This is a genomic window from Stappia sediminis, from assembly GCF_009826895.1.
Lineage (GTDB): Bacteria > Pseudomonadota > Alphaproteobacteria > Rhizobiales > Stappiaceae > Hongsoonwoonella > Hongsoonwoonella sediminis.
Genome location: NZ_WUMV01000003.1, coordinates 768,382 through 784,731 on the forward strand (window position 1 = coordinate 768,382; position 16,350 = coordinate 784,731).

The following is a 16,350-nucleotide window of genomic DNA, read 5'->3' on the forward strand; positions in this document are numbered from 1 at the left end:
GCTGATCCACACTTATCCACCGGTGCGATGCGATGATCCGCCGGCGCATTCAATGAGGCGTTTCATGCCATCCTTCGACGAAGCCCGCTCGCTGCTCCTCAAGATGTTCGCCGCCGCCGTCGATGCGGCGAAGGCCGAAACCACGCTTCCGCCGGCTCTTCCCGAGCCGGAAGACGGCGGCAGGATCGTTCTCCTCGCCGCAGGAAAGGGCGCGGGCGCGATGACGGAAGTGGCGGAGGCGGTCTACCTCGATAAATTCCGCCTTCCGCCCGGGCGGCTCGCGGGCCTTGCCGTCACCCGCCACGGTTATGCCCGTCCAACACGGCAGATCGAGATGATCGAGGCCGGCCACCCCGTCCCCGACGAGGCGGGCAGGATGGCGAGCGCAAGGGCGATCGAACTGGCGAAAGGCGCCGGGCCGGGGGATCACGTGGTGGTGCTGCTTTCGGGTGGGGGCTCGGCCAACTGGTCGGCCCCGGTCGATGGCGTATCTTTTGCCGAAAAACAGGATCTTACACGCGCGCTCCTGAAATCCGGTGCGACGATCGACGAGATCAACACCGTTCGCAAGCACCTGTCGCTCATCAAGGGCGGCAGGCTCGCGGCCGCTCTGGGAAATGGCGCACGGCTTACCACGCTTGCCGTTTCGGATGTTCCCCATGACGATCCGGCCGTGATCGCCTCCGGCCCCACGGTGCCCGACCCCACGACGCTTGCCGATGCGCGTGCGGTGATCGAGCGCTACCGGATCGCCATTCCCGCCTCCGTGCGCGATGCGCTGGCTGATTCCGCCAACGAAACGCCGAAACCGGGCGACGCGCTTTTCGAGCGAACCCGATACCGCCTTGTCGCCCGTCCGCAGATTTCGCTGGATGCGGCCGGCGAAATCGCGCAACGTGCAGGTTACGAGGCGATACAACTGGGCGACAGCATCGAGGGGGAGGCGCGCGACGTTGCCGCGGACCACGCGAGACGGGCGGCCGCGCTCGCGCGAGAAGGGAGGAAGGCGGTGCTTCTTTCAGGCGGCGAACTGACGGTGACAATTCGCGGGGACGGGCGCGGGGGGCCGAATCAGGAATATGCGCTTGCGCTGGCCATCGCGCTTGACGGACATCCGGCGGTGGCGGCGCTGGCCGGCGATACCGACGGAACGGATGGCGGTTCGGGCGCGGCGGACGATCCGGCGGGAGCGATCATAGATCCCTTAACGTTATCCAAAGCAAAAGCTTTTGACCTTGATGCTGCCGCATTTTTGTCGAGAAACGACAGTACGGCTTTCTTCGGCGCAATCGGCGATCTCGTTCGCCCCGGTCCCACGATGACCAATGTAAACGACTTCAGGGTCGTACTCATTGACAATTCACTTGACCGTCAGCAATAAGAAATCACGCAAAGCCGTGGTACGAGTGATCGAATGATGAAAAATGGCGAAAAACGCCAATGCTCTGCGGTAAAAAAACTGGCCGGCCTTGCCCCCTCGATCTTGGCCAGCGCGGTTCTGACATTTTTATTCTCCGCATCGCTCAGTGCAGAAGCGCGAGCGGAGCTTCGTTTGTGCAACAAGACTGAGAGCCAGGTCGGCGTTGCTATCGGGTATCGCGAACAGGCCGCCTGGGTGACCGAGGGTTGGTGGAACCTTCCCGCAAACAGCTGCGAGACAATCGTGCCGGGCCCGCTCGTCTCGCGTTATTATTATATTTACGCTGTCGACTACGATCAGTTCGGAGAATGGGGCGGTCGCGCATTTATGTGCACGCGCGAAAAAGAATTTACCATTCAAGGCATTGAGGACTGCGTCGCTCGCGGTTATGAACGGACCGGATTTTTCGAAATAGACACCGGCGAGCAGGCAAGCTGGACGGTTCAGTTGACCGAACCGGTGCAAGAGGGGACAGGCGGAAGATGAGGCGTAATCGACGGGTCAAAATTCTGGCAACCCTCGGCCCGTCGTCATCTGATCCCGAAACGATCGAGAAGCTTCACCGCGCCGGTGCCGACGTTTTCCGTATTAACATGAGCCATACCGACCACGCGCTGCTCAACACGCTGGTCGAGCGCATTCGCACGGTCGAGGCGAACGTCGGCCGGCCGATCGGCATCCTCGCCGACCTGCAGGGGCCGAAGCTGCGCGTGGGCACTTTCGCCGACGGCCCGGTCATGCTGGAAAAGGGTGCCCGATTCATCCTGGATTCGGATCCCGCTCCCGGAGATGTAACGCGCGTTCACCTGCCGCACCGCGAGATCCTGCAGGCGCTGAAGCCCGGCCACCGTCTTCTTCTCGACGACGGCAAGATCCGCCTTCTCGTTCGCGAAGCCTCCGAAACCCGCGCCGACTGCGTGGTCGATGTCGGCGGCAAGCTTTCCAACAAGAAGGGCGTCAGCGTGCCCGACACGGAAATTCCGGTCGGTGCGCTTACGACCAAGGACCGCAAGGACCTTGATGCGGCGCTTGCGGCGAATGTCGACTGGATCGCCCTTTCGTTCATCCAGCGTCCGGACGACCTTGCCGACGTGCGCAAGGTGACGCGCGGGCGCGCCGGTGTCATGGCGAAGATCGAAAAGCCTCAGGCGATCGAGCGCTTGCCGGAGATCCTGGAGCTTTCCGACGCCCTGATGGTCGCGCGTGGCGACCTTGGCGTGGAAATGCCGCTTGAGCGCGTGCCCGGACTCCAGAAGCAGATCACACGTGCCGCGCGCCGCGCCGGCAAGCCCGTCGTCGTGGCGACGCAGATGCTGGAATCCATGATCAACGCTCCCGTGCCGACGCGCGCGGAGGTTTCCGATGTCGCAACCGCGGTTTACGAAGGTGCCGATGCCGTCATGCTCTCCGCCGAATCGGCGGCCGGCGACTACCCGGTCGACGCGGTGGAGACGATGGATCGCATCGCGCATGAGGTCGAGCGGGACCCGAACTACCGCATGATCATCCATGCACAGCGCCCCGAACCGGAGCCGACGGGAGCAGACGCCATTTCCGCCGCTGCCCGTCAGATCGCCGAAACGCTGAGCCTTGCCGCCGTCGTCTGCTACACATCTTCGGGTGCCACGGGGCTGCGCGCCTCCCGCGAGCGGCCTTCGGTGCCGGTCATCGCGCTGTCGCCGGTGGTCGGCACCGCGCGGCGGCTGTCGATCGCCTGGGGGCTGCATTGCGTGGTGAGCGATGATGCGAAGAGCGAGGATGACATGGTCGACCGCGCTTGCCGCATTTCCTTCAGCGAAAGCTTCGCAAAGCCCGGCCAGCGCATCATCATCACCGCGGGCGTGCCCTTCGGTACGCCGGGTTCCACGAACATGCTGCGCATCGCCTTCGTCGGCAGCGACGGGCGTGGGGGCATTTAGAGCGCTTGTCCTGAAAGCGGGATTGCTTTCGTGACAAGAATTCGTCCCCAACCTAGCCTTCGGGAAGTTTCGTTCGTTTTTGCTCCATCGCCGCAGTATCGGCATTCTCGGGCGTGTTAGACACTTCTGCACTCAACCAGCTGCGCACCGCCTGGATATTTGCATTCCCGGCAGCCGCTTCGGGATAGACGAAGTGATAACCAAGACCGGCGAGATCCGGTCCGAAGGGTTGCGTGAGCAAGCCGCTTCTAAGGTCATCGTGAACCAGCACACTACTCAGCAGCGCGATTCCCTGGCCGGCGATCGTGGCCTGGATGACGTGACTATCGTCGGTGAACACCGCTCCGCCGCGTGTGTCGATGTCCGTAACGCCGGCAATGTCGCACCATCTCCGCCAGGAAGGCGTGAACTCATCCTGCTTGCGCCATTCCGAGTGAAGGAGCGTTTGATGTTTGAGGTCCGCCAAATCGCGAATTCCAAGACGTGGATTGCATATTGGCGCAAAGCGTTCTTCGAATAACGGTTCCGATACGAGCTCTGCAAACGGTGCACGGCCATAGCGGATAGCACAGTCCGCCGCCCCGGCGTGAAGATCAACCACGCTCTCGCTAGGGTGTATGCGCAAAGTGATGTCGGGGTTTTGGGCGCTAAACCGCTTGATGCGCGGCACCAGCCACTTGGCCGCGAAGGCCGTCGTCGAGGTAAGGGTAACAGCTCTTTGGCCTGTATTCCGCCTGGCTTGCCCCACAGCCTTTGCCATCGATGAGAACGCATCGCGGAGCGGCGGAAACATCATCACGCCAATTTCCGTCAGCGCGACCTTGCGTGGCTGTCGTTCAAATAGCTTCGAACCGATGATTTCTTCCAGTAGCCGTACCTGATGGCTGATCGCCGTCGGCGTTACGCCGAGCTCGTCTGCGGCGCGTTTGAAGCTCAGGTGGCGGGCAGCGGCTTCGAAGGCGCGCAGTGATGCAAGGGGAGGGAGTGGTGACATAGCTGAATCCTGTTCATCCCCCTCCTGAGAAATTCGATTTTGAACAAGGAAAATCATGAGGCTATCTCTTCTATCGACAACGGCGCCGGTTGTCGACGGATGATTATGAATCAAGCTCAATCGCAAAAAACGAACGACGGAGAGAGCCCGTGACGACCTTATTGCATATCGATTCCAGCGCCCGTTCCGGGGGGTCCGACGAACATCGCTTCGGATCGCACAGCCGGCGTCTGACGCGGCGCTTTGTGAACAACTGGCAAACGGTTCGTCCCGGAGACAGGGTGATTTACCGCGATGTTGGCGCCAATCCTCCAAAGTCGGTGACGGGCGAGTGGATCCATGCCGCCTTCACCAAGCCGGAGGAACGTGAAAACTGGATGCACGAGGTGCTTGCCGAAAGCGATGCGCTCGTCGATGAACTCTTGGAAGCCGACATCATCGTAGCCGGAGTGCCGATGTACAACTTCGGGCCGCCCGCGCAATTCAAGGCCTATATCGACAACATCGTCCGTGTCGGCCGTACATTCGGCTTTGACCGCGGACGCGCGGGCGCGCCCTACTGGCCGATGGTGCCGGCGGGCAAGACCCTCGTCCTGCTGTCTTCTCGCGGCGATTACGGCTACGATCCGGGTGAGCGCCTTGAGGCGCAAAACCATGTCGAACCGGGCGTCAGAACGCCATTCGCCTATATCGGCATCAGCAACGTCCATTCGCTGGCAATCGAATTCGACGAGTTCGCAGACGAGCGCTTGCAGGAATCGATCGGATCGGCTGAACAGGGCGTGGATGTCCTGGTCCGCAAGCTGACCGCCAGTCTATCGGAAGGGCAAGCCGCCTAGAGCATGTCCCCCAAAAGTGGGAACCGGTTTTGGGGCAAGGACATGCACAATATCAAATTGATAGAGCGCGTCCGGTGATCCCGATTAAACAAGACGCGCTCTAAGCGCGTTTGTTTGATCCTGCGCATTGATGGTGCTTTATTCTCCCTGACTTGAAAGGATGCGCTATAGGCGAGGTTCTTGATGGCAGGGCCACAAAGCATGCCCTTTAGCGGTTGCGCCCCGGCTCTGGCGACAGAAGGCTGTCCGCCGAGCAATACTGAATAGTTAAGAGAGCCTGACAACGTTGGCCGAGCGCTACCGGAGCGGGGCGTAATCGAAATGGATCCGGTGAATCGTTTTCCACCAGACCGGTAAACGGTTGTCCATTTCTTGTGCGACCTGGGTTAATTCTCCGGAATTCTCCGTGAAATTTCGGTTCCGCGCGGCTGGCGCGGGGCGATCTTGCGAATAACAGAGCGGATCGCTTCGGCGACCTCGCTCGTGTGCGCATGGTGGGGCATATGGCCCGTTCCGGCCAGCACGCGCAATTCGGCATTGGGAAGGTCGTGGGCAAGGCCTTGCGAGTGGATGCTGGGATAGACGACGGAGTCCGCATCGCCCGTGACGATGACGGCGGGCTGGCTGATTTGCGGATATTTTTTTGCCGCCTCGCTCACGTGATCGTAGAGTGCGGCCACATCTTCGGCATTGGCCTGGAAGTTCGCCGGGCGGAACAGGAGCTGGAGATCTATTTCCTCGGCATAGTCGCGCGGCATGGGGTTCGGCGAGAAAATACTGCGGATCGTATAAGGCGCGATCCTCTCGGCAACCGGCAAGGTCAGCGTCTTCGTGAATATCGCCCCGATTACAGGCGTGGCCGCAAGCGTGTAGTACCAGCTCACCTCGCCGCTTCCCCAAGGGTGGGTTGCCGGTGCAACGAATACGAGGCCCTGCACAAGGTCCTTGTGATCAAGCCCGAGTTCCGCAACGACCGAGGCACCCCATGAATGGCCGACGGCAACCGTGGGCCCGAGGTCAAGTTCGTGAAGAAGGCCGGCGATCAGCTCCGCCTGGCGGTCCGGCGAGTGGCCGTTCGCTCCGCGCTCCGAAAAACCGTGGCCTGGCCGGTCGATGAAGATGGAGCGCACGCCGGTGTCGAATTCATGCCCGAAGGCGAGCAGGGGATCGCGAAGATTACCGCTTGCGCCGTGGATGAAGACGACTGCGGGATCGTCCCTCGTCCAGCCGGCCGGCTTGCGGTCGATATAATGCAGGCGCACGCCGTCGACGGTCTGGAACTGGCCGGTTGGCTGGTTGGCGGCTTCGATCTGGCGGCGACGATATTCCGTGTAGATCGCGCTCAGGCCGAGCGCGAGAAACAGGCACGCGAATGTGGCATAGGCAATGAATTTCATTGAATCGTTCCGTCGTCGGGCGGGCTATCCGCGCCCCGACGCATGCAGGATTTTTCACGATAGGTTCAGATCGCTTCGCCGGCGGTCTCCGCCTCCAGGTCCTCGACCGCTTTACGCGCATTGGTGCTCATCGGATTGAGTTCGAGCACCTTCTTGAAGGTGGCCAGCGCCTCTTCCTTGCGGTCGAGACGCCGCAGGATGATGCCAAGGCCCGAAATCGCGCCCCAATGGCGCGGCTCGATTGCAAGCACGCGTTCTATATCGGTGAGCGAGCGCCCGAAATTCTGCTGCAGGTAATAGACCGTCGCGCGGCGGTTCCAGCCTTCGGCATACTCCGGCTCAAGCCGTGTTACCGTATCGAGAAGGTCGAGCGCGAGGCCGTATTCCTCCGCCTTCATGGCAGCCGCCGCGCGGGCCATGAGAAGATCGACCGTGGGGCTTCCGGACTTGAGCCACAGGCGCTGGATCTTCGCGGCGATGCGATTGGCCTCGCCCTCTTTCTCGGTGGCCTGCAGCTCCGCAAACAGCTCGTCAAGTTCACGGGCGAGCTTGTCTTCCTCCTCCACCGCCGGGGCAGGCGCGTCGATCGCGTCATCTTCGGGAGTGGGAGGCAGGTCTTCCAGCGACGGTGGCGAAAACTCGGGCGGCACCGTTTGCGCCGACGCTACGCCGGCGGCGAGGATGAGGCCCGTGGCAGAAGCCAGTAGAAACGCAAAATACCGCATACAGGAATTATGTATCCCCGTGTGCGGCGGTCAAGCGGGCGATTGCCCGGTCAAGAAGTCTTGAAAGCGCGTTGCACCATTCGCGCGCGATCGCGAGTGGCAGGCGAGGCGCAGGCGCGACGGCCCTGTGCCGCCGCACCATCGAGCTTCAGCCCTGGCGAGCCTTGAAGCGCGGGTTCTTCTTGTTGATGATGTAGACGCGGCCCTTGCGGCGAACCATGCGGTTGTCGCGATGACGGGTCATCAGCGCCTTGAGCGAATTCTTGATCTTCATCGTTCCATTCCCCGATGCGGGCAGTTGCTGGTGGCCTGCGCGTTCGCGCCTGCCGGTCCGTCGTTACAAAAAACAGGCGCCGCAGCGCCTGAAGCGTCCCGTCGGGTGTCATGTTCGCGCAAGCGCAAGGCGCGGCAGCGACAACATTCCAGCCCGGAAGCGGGATGGCGAATCCAGGGTCCGGATCGGATCAGGATTGCCGTAAGATGGTGGGCGTGACAGGGATTGAACCTGTGACCCCTACGATGTCAACGTAGTGCTCTCCCGCTGAGCTACACGCCCGAAACTCGTTCGGAAAGCGGCGTTCCCGCCGCAGTGGCAAGCGATATAACGGGGATCGTCCCCCGGCGCAAGCCCCTCGTTCCAAATCTTGCACGCCTTGAAAAGGCGAAGCGCCCGCCGGTGGAAAACCGGCAAGGTCACCGTCGAAATCCGCTCACGCGGCCAGCATGCGCTCCACTTCCTGCACCAGATCTCGCAGGTGGAAGGGCTTGGAAAGCACCTTGGCGTCCTTTGGTGCGTTGGAATCCGGATTGAGAGCCACGGCCGCGAAACCGGTGATGAACATGACCTTGAGATCCGGATCGAGCTGGGTTGCGCGCCGGGCAAGCTCGATGCCGTCCATCTCCGGCATGACGATGTCGGTCAGAAGCAGGGTGAACGGTTCCTCGCGCAAGCGCTCGTAAGCGCTTTTGCCATTGTCGAAGGAGACGACATCGTAGCCTGCCTTCTGCAATGCCTTGGCGAGGAACCGGCGCATGTCGTTGTCGTCTTCCGCAAGAAGGATTCGTGACATCCTCGGTTTCCGTAATCCGTTTTGCTACCGGGAGCGTGGGCACTCCACTTGGCTTCGTATATCGACCGTTATAAGGCTGTGCCGCGGTAAACATCCAGTGAAACGATGCGTTATCCCGCTTTCCGCCACACGAATCATCCAACCTTGTGGACATTGGGCGACAACAACGGGCAAAATCCGAATGTCGGCGAAGGCGGACATGAGACACGAAGCGTGAAAGGCAGGGGCAGCGCGGGATGAAAGTGGTCAGCGGCTTCGAGGACAGCCCGGCATTCGATGTCCTCACTCCGACCCGGCGGCAGTTGCCCTTCGTGTTCAATTCGCCCCACTCGGGCCGCAGCTACCCGTCGAGTTTCATAAGCGCTTCCCGCCTCGACGCGGCCGCCATACGCCGCTCCGAAGACGCGTATGTGGACGAATTGTTCGAATGGGTCGTCTCCCTGGGCGCGCCGATGATCCGGGCGCATTTCCCGCGTGCCTATCTTGACGTCAATCGCGAGCCTTACGAGCTCGATCCGAAGATGTTCGAGGAACGCCTGCCGCCCTACGCCAACGTGCGCTCCATCCGCGTCGCAGGCGGCCTGGGCACGATTGCCCGCATTGTCGGCGAATCGCAGGAGATCTACCGCAAGCGCCTGCCGGTGAACGAGGCGATTTCCCGGATCGAATCGATCTACAAGCCCTATCACCGGACGCTGCGCCGGCTTTTGGCCGAAACGCATGTGTCCTTCGGCTATGCGATCCTGGTCGACTGTCACTCCATGCCCTCCACCATCCGCAATCCGGACGGCGGGCCACGGCCCGATTTCATTCTGGGCGACCGCTACGGCACGAGTTGCTCCGCGGTCCTCGTCGAAGCCGCGATGGAAAGCCTGCGGGCGATGGGCTACACGGTCAGCCGGAACAAACCCTACGCGGGCGGTTTCATCACCGAGCATTATGGCCGGCCTGCGAAGGGGCTTCATGCGCTGCAGCTTGAAATCAACCGCGCTCTTTACATGGACGAGGGAAGCCTGAAGCAGCACGACGGCTTCACGGCGCTTTCAAGGGACCTGCACGAATTCGTCAAGGATCTGATGGGCATCGGCGGCAACATATTCGAGGCAGGCGCTATCGCCGCCGAATAACGGGCGGAAATCCACGGTCGAACCCCGTATCCAGCCAAAAAAAAGGCCGCGCTCTTGCGAGGCGGCCGAAGTCTAGGGAGGAAACGCCCAAGGAGGGCGACGCTCAGACGCGAAAGCGTCATATCGCGCTGCAATAAATTCGCACTGCACCGCACAATAGTCAAGCCCATTCTGCAAGACGCCAACGATAGTGTCTATTATGCCACAGTATTCTGTGGGTTTGGCAACATCGAGGGTTGGCTTTTGCCGGAAGGGCATGAAATCGCCCTCCAGCCATGATTGTGTTTTGCTCGCAGCGTCTTTATCAAAACCGCAGACATTACCTGGCCCCGACCGCGCTGGACCCGTGACGATCGCAATGCCCGACCTTGCAGCCTTTTTCGACGAACTGGCCGATGCCGCCGCATCCGCGATCATGCCGCATTTCCGCGCTGGCCTGACGGTGGAAAACAAGCTTTCCGCCGGGTTCGACCCGGTCACTGCCGCAGATCGCGAGGGCGAAAGCGCCATTCGCCGGATCATTCATTCGCGCTTTCCGGGCCACGGCATCCTGGGCGAGGAGCATGGCGACCATCAACTCGACGCCGACAACGTCTGGGTGCTGGACCCGATTGACGGAACGCGTGCCTTCATTGCCGGCCTGCCGACGTGGGGAACGCTGATCGGCCTTTGCCAGGGCGGTAGCCCCAGCCATGGAATGATGGTCCAGCCCTATGTCGGCGAGCGGTTCTACGGCGACGGGAAATCGGCGTTTCTTGCGACGCGGTCCGGAAAATCGTCCATCTCCACAAGGGCCTGTGCGCGCCTTGAGGATGCGCTGATGTGCACGACGGATCCGTATCTGTTCACACCGGAGGAGCGCCCGGTTTACGAACGGATCGAAAGGTCTGCGCGCAATACGCGTTACGGAACGGATTGTTACGGCTATGCGATGCTGGCGGCCGGTCACGTCGACCTTGTGATCGAATCGGGTCTCAACGCCTACGACATCGTCGCCCTCATCCCGATCGTCGAAGGGGCCGGCGGTGCGGTGACGACCTGGACCGGAGGCTCGGCCAAGGATGGGGGGCGTATTGTCGCAAGCGGCGACAAGCGCCTGCACGAGGCGGTCCTCGCACAGCTGTCGCAAGTCTGAAAGTTTCAGTAACTGGAGAAAAACGCGTCCATGGCCTCCAGGGCCTGGTCGCGGTAGAAATTGCTTTCCATCAAAAGCTCGTGTTTCGCGCCCGCGATTTCCAGGTAACGGGCGGAGCGTGTCCGTTTCGCCAGCTGCTCGATCGCCCTTGTCGAGACGATCCGGTCGTTGCCGGCGCCGATCATGAGCACCGGCAGGCGCATGGACGGTCCGAAATCGGCCGATGCGAACCGTTTCATCGCGCGGCTTGCGGCGGCAAGCCAGTCGATCGTCGGCGCGCCGATCTCCAGTTGCGGCGCCTCGTCGAGGATCTGGAGCGTGCGTTCGTAGCGCCGTTCGTCGTGGCTCAGCCAGTTTCCCTCGAAAGGTTGGCGAATGGTGTCCGATCCGCCCGGCACGAATGCGGTGCCAAAGCCCAGTCCCGATAAAGCATGCGCCAGCGGCGAGACGACCTCCGGCGGCCAGCCGATCTTGCCAAGGCCGATCAGCGGGCTTGTGAGGACGGCCCTTTCGAGCCGTGTCGCCAGCCGCTCCGTCCCGTGCAGGATGATCGCGCCGCCCGTCGAATGGGCAAGAGCGAAATGCGGTCCCGGCAGGTTGGCAAGGGTGACGCCGCTCAACATCGTGTCGAGATCGGTCAGATAATCGGAAAAATCGTCCACGTGGCCCCGGCGCGGGTTGCTCAGGAGGCGCTCGGACCCTCCCTGTCCGCGCCAGTCGAACGTGGCGACGGCATAGCCGCGCAGGCGCAAATCCTCGATCGTTTCGAAATATTTTTCGATGAATTCCGCGCGGCCCTGAAGGAGCGTGATCGTACCCTTGAGCGGGCTGGCCGTGGCGCGCCAATAGGCGAACCTCAGCCTGATGCCGTCCGGTGTCGTCAGATAGCCGGCATTGGCGCCTTCCGGCACCGGGTTGTCGGGAAGGTCGACAAGCTGTGTTGCGGCATCGAGCATTTTTTCGCGCCAGGAAAGGATGTATCGCTTGCGCAAGTTGATAGACGAGCGGGCGGAGCGCGGCAAGCATATGCTCCATCAGGCGTATCGGCCCCGGAAGCGGGAGGAAACGCTGCCGGGGCCGGGAAGCACGTGCCTATTGCCTGTGCCGGGCTTCAGCGCCAGGTTCCGTGACCGTGCCAATCGCCATGGCCGTGCCTGCCCCAGCCGCCATGATGGCGGCGGATTATCCGCCGGTCGAGGATGTCGCCGTCGCGGGCGCTGACGACGAGGCGGACGAGGTTGCCGCGCCGGCCGACGGCGCGCACGATATAGACGTTGCGATGCTGGCGGATATCGCGAATGTCCCGGTAGCCGTGCCGGTGAAGTATGCGCGACACGCGGCGCGGGCCGATGTGGTGCCTGCGGCCGTGGCGGTGGTAGCCGCCGCGCCAGTCCACCTTCTGGGTGTATGCGGCGGCGGTTTGCGCAGCGGCGGGGGCTTGGGTGAAGCGGGCCTCGAAGGCCTGTGCGCCGCTTGCGGAAACGAGCATGGCCAATCCTGCGGCGATGATGGCGATCTTCTTCATGATCTTTCTCCCGATCGGTGGTGCCGGCATGGCGCCCGGCTGATGACGGTGAGATTGCATCCAGTGGCTTGAACCCAACCGGAAGGGACTGTTCATCCGCCGTTCATCTGCGCGGCCGAGCCTCCTTTCAGGGGTCTTGAAAAGCGAATTTCGGCATCCCACCTAATTGTCCGCAGGCGCCGAAAAGGGTCTGCAACGACCGACTTTCCTTCGCCCGCTGCAGGGGAAGGAAGAAGACTGGGCATACCGCCCGTCATCCGATTGTCGCTCAAAGGAGGACATGCCATGCGTCACTTTGATTTCAGCCCGCTTTATCGTTCGACCGTCGGTTTCGACCGTCTTTTCTCCATGCTCGACAACGCCAACGGCGACGTGCCGAGCTATCCGCCCTACAACATCGAGCGGACCGGCGAGAACGCCTATCGAATCACCATGGCCGTTGCCGGCTTCTCCGAGAAGGATCTTTCGCTGGAGGCCAGGGAAGGCACGCTCCTGATCAAGGGCGAGCGCGCGCCCGAGGGTGAGGATCGCGAGGTTCTTTATCGAGGCATCGCCTCGCGCGCTTTCGAGCGCCGCTTTCAGCTCGCCGACTTCGTGGAAGTGAAGGGCGCGAGCCTTGAGAACGGCCTGCTTCACATCGACCTGGAGCGTGAAATTCCCGACGCCATGAAGCCGCGCAAGATCGAAATTGCCGCGGCCGGGGCGGACGCGCGCCAGATCGAAGGCGAAGTGAACTGACGATTGAACGAAACGAAGCGTGCCGGGCCTTCCGGCACGCGCTTTCTCGGGCGGCTTCCAAATGGGAGCCGCTTTTTCACTGTCAAAGGAGCGAAAGAAACGCCTCGACCTCGTCACGGGTCGTGCGGAAGCTCGTTACCATGCGGGCAAGCGTTTCGTCGGCGCCAAGGTTTTTCGCCGGCCATTCGTGCATGATCGCGCCGGCGGCATTCAACTCGGCGAATTTCTCGCGTTTGAAGACCGGAAACACTTCGTTCGCCTGCGGAACCCAGGCAAGGCGCCCGCTTTCACTGGCGTGGATGCCGTCGGCAAGGCGCGCGGCCATGGCGTTCGCATGACGGGCAAGCTCGAGCCAGTTTCCGTTCTCGAAATAACCCTCGAACTGGGCGGCGGCGAAGCGGCTTTTTGAAAGAAGCTGGCCGCCGCGCTTGCGCAGGTATCCGAAACCTTCCGCGTCATCCTTGTTGAAGAAGACGACGGCTTCCGCGCACCAGCAGCCGTTCTTGGTCGCGCCGAAGGAAAGCACGTCGACGCCGGCCCGCCATGTCATGTCGGCGGGCGAAACATCCAGATGGACGAGAGCGTTCGCGAAGCGCGCGCCGTCCATGTGAAGGGCAATGCCGCGCTTTGTCGCTACGTCGCTGATCGCGCGGATTTCATCGAGGCCGTAGACCGTTCCCGCTTCCGTTGCCTGGGTGATCGTCACCGCAGCCGGCCGGCCATGGTGGACCACTCCTTCCGGCAACGCGGCGAGCGCCGTGCGAAGGCTTGCGGGCGTAAACTTGCCCTCGGGCCCCTTCAGCGCCACCAGTTTCATTCCGCTTGTGAAGAACTCCGGCGCGTTGCACTCGTCGACGAGCACATGCGCCTCGTCATGGCAGAATATGGCGCCGCCCGGCTTCGCGTAGGCGGAAAGCGCCAGCGAATTCGCCGCCGTTCCCGTGGTCACGAAAAAGACGGCGACCTCACGCTCGAAAACTTCCGAAAACCGCTTCGTGACCGATTCGGTCAGCGGATCGCCGCCATAGGCCGGGGCCATCCCGGAATTGTGGCGCGTCAGCGCGGCCATCACCGCGTCTGAAGCGCCTGTCCAGTTGTCGCTCGCGAAAATCATGGGTCCCACCGGTAAAGGAAGCGGACGCTCGGCGCAATCGGATTGGCACGAAGCCGTCAGTAGCGCTCGCGCCACCAGCGGGCGAGCAGATGGTCGAGCGATATCGCGCCTGCGCCGCGCAAGGCCAGCACCAGAAGCAGGAACCCCCACATCAGCCGCTGGTCGGCGATGAGCCCGCCGGGCTTGCCGTCGAAGAGGGTGCCGATGGTCGCCGCATCCAGATTGTGGCCCGTGATGTCGACATAGGACATCACGGCGATGAAGACGATGAAGCCGAGGCTTGCCGCCCGCGTGAAAAGGCCGAGCACGATCATCAGCGGCAGAAGGAATTCCGCCCAGGTGCCGAGCAGCACGATCAACCCGTAGGGGAAGAACTCGATCGCGCTTGTGTCGTAGCCCGCCGCCTCCATCATTTTCGGCAGAATCTGCACATAGGCACCGTCGGTCGGCTCCAGGAAACCGAGGAGGCCGGGTCCGATCTTCGTCAGCGCCGAATTCCAGAAATAGACGAAAAGCGCGCTGGCGAAGACGAACCTTGCGGCAAGCCCGATCAGCCACCGGTCGGTTAATCGCTGGAGCGTCCCGAATACTGCGGCGTAGAGGCGGACGAGCAGCGATATCAGCGTAGTCATGACTGTGACGGTCTCCGTCGTTTTCGAAAGGTGGGATCGGTTGTTCAGTCCGGCATTCGGATGTCGGCGAACGCGCCGGCGGCAAGCGCGGCCTGAAGGGCTTGCGCAAGGTCGAATTCAGAAGCGTTTTCGAAAGCCTTGCCGGCGGCGGCTCCGAGCGTCGAACCTTCCGCAAGCGCATTCAGGAAATACGAGGCTCCGGGGGCAAGCCGCGAAAGGGTAACGTCGAGAACGGGACGGGTGACCAGCACGCTTTCGCCGCCTGAGGAAAGGTCCGCGGGGGGCTTGCCTTCGCCGGTGCGGTTCGCCTCGAACAGTTGCAGGATCGGCCAGCGCGATTGCACCATGCGCAGGGCCGGATGCAGCGTGAAACGGACATCGCCCACGTCGGATTCGGATATGGCGGTAAGCCGCGCGGGATCGAGCGGGGCCGCATCCGCCGCGTGATAGGCCGAAAGCCAGGCATGCTCCAGCCGCGCGACATCGCCAAGATAGGGATAGCCGGCAAGCGGCGGAAAGGCGTCGAGAAAATCGCCGAAATCCTCGCCATATTCGGCAAGGAAGGGTGAGGACGGCCTCTTCGCACGCACGTATTCGCGCGCAAGCGCTGTAAAATATTCGTCTCCCAGCAGCCGGGCGATCGCGGGAAACGTATCTTCCAGCGCGCCGACGAGGCTGACGGTGACATTGTTGCGGTAGACGGCGAAGCGTTTGTCCGCTCGTCCGCCGCGGGGTGCCGTCACGCCTTCGGGCACGGCCGCGTCCGGGTCGGTCAGGGCTGCGGAAAACGCGGCTTGCAGGTCAGGCAGTCGCGGCATGAACCGTCGTTCCTTGGGCGACGCCCGCAAGCATGCGCTCGGCGGCGGCCGCCTCGCCGGCCAGAACCGCCCACTGCGGTACGTCATTGTCCCACTCGATCAGCGTCGGAAGCGCGCCGGCGCGTTGCAGGAGGCGGTCGTAAAGCCCCCAGACGGCGTTGTCGACCGCCCGGTCGTGGGCGTCGATCAGCAGCGGGCGCCCCTCGTCGTCGATGTCGGGCGCATGCCCGCCAAGGTGGATTTCGCCAACATGTTCCACAGGAAAGCTGTCGAGATAATCCTCTGGCGAGGTTTCGTGGTTCACCGCCGAGACATAGACGTTGTTGACGTCGAGAAGCAGGCCGCAGCCGGTACGGCGCACGATTTCACGCAGGAAATCGAGTTCGCTCATCGTACTCTGTTCGAAAGCGACGTAGGTGGACGGATTTTCAAGCAGCATCCGCCTGCCGAGCGTGTCCTGCACCTCGTCGATATGGTCGCAGACGCGGGCAAGCGTCTCCCGGTCGTAGGGAACCGGCAAAAGGTCGTTGTAATAGGCCGTATCATGTGTGGACCAAGCCAGATGTTCCGAAAAAAGCCCCGGTTCATAACGGCTTTCGATGGCCTTGAGGCGGGCGAGGTGGTCCTTGTCGAGGGCTCCGTGCGAGCCGATCGAGAGCCCGACCCCGTGCAGGGAGAGAGGGTAGAACTCGCGAATCGCGCTCAGATATGCATGCGGCGGCCCGCCCGCACCCATGTAGTTCTCGGCATGGATCTCGAAAAAGCCGATGTCCGGAGCTCCCTCCAGAACGTCGCGGTAATGCTGCGCCTTGAGCCCGACCCCGGCTCGAGCAGGAATTTCGATCTTGCGATATCGCGTGTTTTTCTCTGACATGGTTCCGGTCCGTGACCTTGGGT

General features: G+C 62.2%; 18 protein-coding genes and 1 tRNA gene. 7 read left to right on the forward strand and 12 right to left on the reverse strand.

All coding sequences use genetic code 11. The features are described 5' to 3' along the window. Positions 1 to 64 precede the first annotated feature (64 nt). Genes GR183_RS10435 through pyk form a run of 3 tightly spaced genes read left to right on the forward strand, consistent with a single transcriptional unit; the run spans position 65 to position 3,339 of the window. Entirely contained in the window at positions 65 to 1,381 is a 1,317-nt protein-coding gene (locus GR183_RS10435; RefSeq protein ID WP_202395967.1) for a glycerate kinase type-2 family protein, read from the forward strand. 33 nt (positions 1,382 to 1,414) lie between these two features. Beyond that, positions 1,415 to 1,906, forward strand: coding sequence for a DUF1036 domain-containing protein (locus tag GR183_RS10440; RefSeq protein WP_160775514.1), 492 nt, complete (start codon positions 1,415 to 1,417; stop codon positions 1,904 to 1,906). Next, positions 1,903 to 3,339, forward strand: a complete 1,437-nt coding sequence (gene pyk, locus GR183_RS10445; RefSeq protein WP_160775515.1) for a pyruvate kinase — start codon at positions 1,903 to 1,905, stop codon at positions 3,337 to 3,339. The genes GR183_RS10440 and pyk overlap by 4 nt, the downstream gene beginning before the upstream one ends. A gap of 52 nt (positions 3,340 to 3,391) precedes the next feature. Here the strand turns inward: pyk and gcvA are convergent, their stop codons facing one another. Next, positions 3,392 to 4,390, reverse strand: coding sequence for a transcriptional regulator GcvA (gene gcvA / locus GR183_RS10450; protein ID WP_202395969.1), 999 nt, complete (start codon positions 4,388 to 4,390; stop codon positions 3,392 to 3,394). Between the two features lie 92 nt (positions 4,391 to 4,482). Between gcvA and GR183_RS10455 the strand changes: the two genes are divergently transcribed. After that, complete coding sequence (locus tag GR183_RS10455) at positions 4,483 to 5,172, forward strand: FMN-dependent NADH-azoreductase (RefSeq protein WP_160775516.1); 690 nt, start codon at positions 4,483 to 4,485, stop codon at positions 5,170 to 5,172. Between the two features lie 386 nt (positions 5,173 to 5,558). On the opposite strand, the gene GR183_RS10460 is transcribed toward GR183_RS10455, so the two are convergent. From GR183_RS10460 to cpdR, 5 genes are all read right to left on the reverse strand, one after another. Continuing rightward, on the reverse strand, positions 5,559 to 6,569 hold the full coding sequence (locus tag GR183_RS10460; protein WP_160775517.1) for an alpha/beta fold hydrolase: 1,011 nt from the start codon (positions 6,567 to 6,569) through the stop codon (positions 5,559 to 5,561). A 65-nt stretch (positions 6,570 to 6,634) separates the two neighbouring features. Further along, a complete protein-coding gene (locus GR183_RS10465) occupies positions 6,635 to 7,294 on the reverse strand; it encodes a tetratricopeptide repeat protein (RefSeq protein WP_160775518.1) in 660 nt (219 codons plus the stop codon). A gap of 148 nt (positions 7,295 to 7,442) precedes the next feature. Next, the gene (gene ykgO, locus GR183_RS10470) at positions 7,443 to 7,568 is read right to left on the reverse strand and encodes a type B 50S ribosomal protein L36 (protein WP_006932207.1); all 126 of its coding nucleotides are present in this window, start codon (positions 7,566 to 7,568) and stop codon (positions 7,443 to 7,445) included. 207 nt (positions 7,569 to 7,775) lie between these two features. Next, positions 7,776 to 7,850 (reverse strand) — tRNA-Val (locus GR183_RS10475). Positions 7,851 to 8,004: 154 nt separating this feature from the next. Further along, a complete protein-coding gene (cpdR, locus tag GR183_RS10480) occupies positions 8,005 to 8,364 on the reverse strand; it encodes a cell cycle two-component system response regulator CpdR (RefSeq protein ID WP_160775519.1) in 360 nt (119 codons plus the stop codon). A 236-nt stretch (positions 8,365 to 8,600) separates the two neighbouring features. On the opposite strand from cpdR, the gene GR183_RS10485 reads away from it, so the two are divergent. Beyond that, positions 8,601 to 9,491: an N-formylglutamate amidohydrolase gene (locus tag GR183_RS10485; RefSeq protein WP_160775520.1), complete on the forward strand. Its 891-nt coding sequence runs from the start codon at positions 8,601 to 8,603 to the stop codon at positions 9,489 to 9,491. Positions 9,492 to 9,849: 358 nt separating this feature from the next. Then, the gene (gene hisN / locus GR183_RS10490) at positions 9,850 to 10,626 is read left to right on the forward strand and encodes a histidinol-phosphatase (RefSeq protein WP_202395975.1); all 777 of its coding nucleotides are present in this window, start codon (positions 9,850 to 9,852) and stop codon (positions 10,624 to 10,626) included. 5 nt (positions 10,627 to 10,631) lie between these two features. Here hisN and GR183_RS10495 read toward each other — a convergent pair whose 3' ends face one another. After that, positions 10,632 to 11,648 carry an alpha/beta fold hydrolase gene (locus GR183_RS10495; protein ID WP_244313665.1) on the reverse strand — a complete coding sequence of 339 codons (1,017 nt, stop codon included), beginning with the start codon at positions 11,646 to 11,648 and terminating at the stop codon, positions 10,632 to 10,634. Between the two features lie 89 nt (positions 11,649 to 11,737). Continuing rightward, positions 11,738 to 12,151, reverse strand: coding sequence for a hypothetical protein (locus tag GR183_RS10500; RefSeq protein WP_160775522.1), 414 nt, complete (start codon positions 12,149 to 12,151; stop codon positions 11,738 to 11,740). A 285-nt stretch (positions 12,152 to 12,436) separates the two neighbouring features. On the opposite strand from GR183_RS10500, the gene GR183_RS10505 reads away from it, so the two are divergent. Next, positions 12,437 to 12,889 (forward strand): Hsp20 family protein, encoded by a 453-nt coding sequence (locus GR183_RS10505; protein ID WP_160775523.1) that lies wholly within the window; start codon positions 12,437 to 12,439, stop codon positions 12,887 to 12,889. A gap of 82 nt (positions 12,890 to 12,971) precedes the next feature. On the opposite strand, the gene GR183_RS10510 is transcribed toward GR183_RS10505, so the two are convergent. The 4 genes from GR183_RS10510 to bufB are packed head-to-tail and all read right to left on the reverse strand — an operon-like array spanning position 12,972 to position 16,327. Beyond that, positions 12,972 to 14,003, reverse strand: coding sequence for a threonine aldolase family protein (locus tag GR183_RS10510; RefSeq protein ID WP_160775524.1), 1,032 nt, complete (start codon positions 14,001 to 14,003; stop codon positions 12,972 to 12,974). A gap of 56 nt (positions 14,004 to 14,059) precedes the next feature. After that, positions 14,060 to 14,635 (reverse strand): DoxX family protein, encoded by a 576-nt coding sequence (locus GR183_RS10515; protein ID WP_202395976.1) that lies wholly within the window; start codon positions 14,633 to 14,635, stop codon positions 14,060 to 14,062. Between the two features lie 44 nt (positions 14,636 to 14,679). Beyond that, entirely contained in the window at positions 14,680 to 15,453 is a 774-nt protein-coding gene (locus GR183_RS10520; RefSeq protein WP_160775525.1) for an HvfC/BufC N-terminal domain-containing protein, read from the reverse strand. Continuing rightward, positions 15,437 to 16,327 carry an MNIO family bufferin maturase gene (bufB, locus tag GR183_RS10525; RefSeq protein ID WP_160775526.1) on the reverse strand — a complete coding sequence of 297 codons (891 nt, stop codon included), beginning with the start codon at positions 16,325 to 16,327 and terminating at the stop codon, positions 15,437 to 15,439. Before bufB ends, GR183_RS10520 begins: the two co-directional genes overlap by 17 nt. Between the last annotated feature and the right edge of the window lie 23 nt (positions 16,328 to 16,350).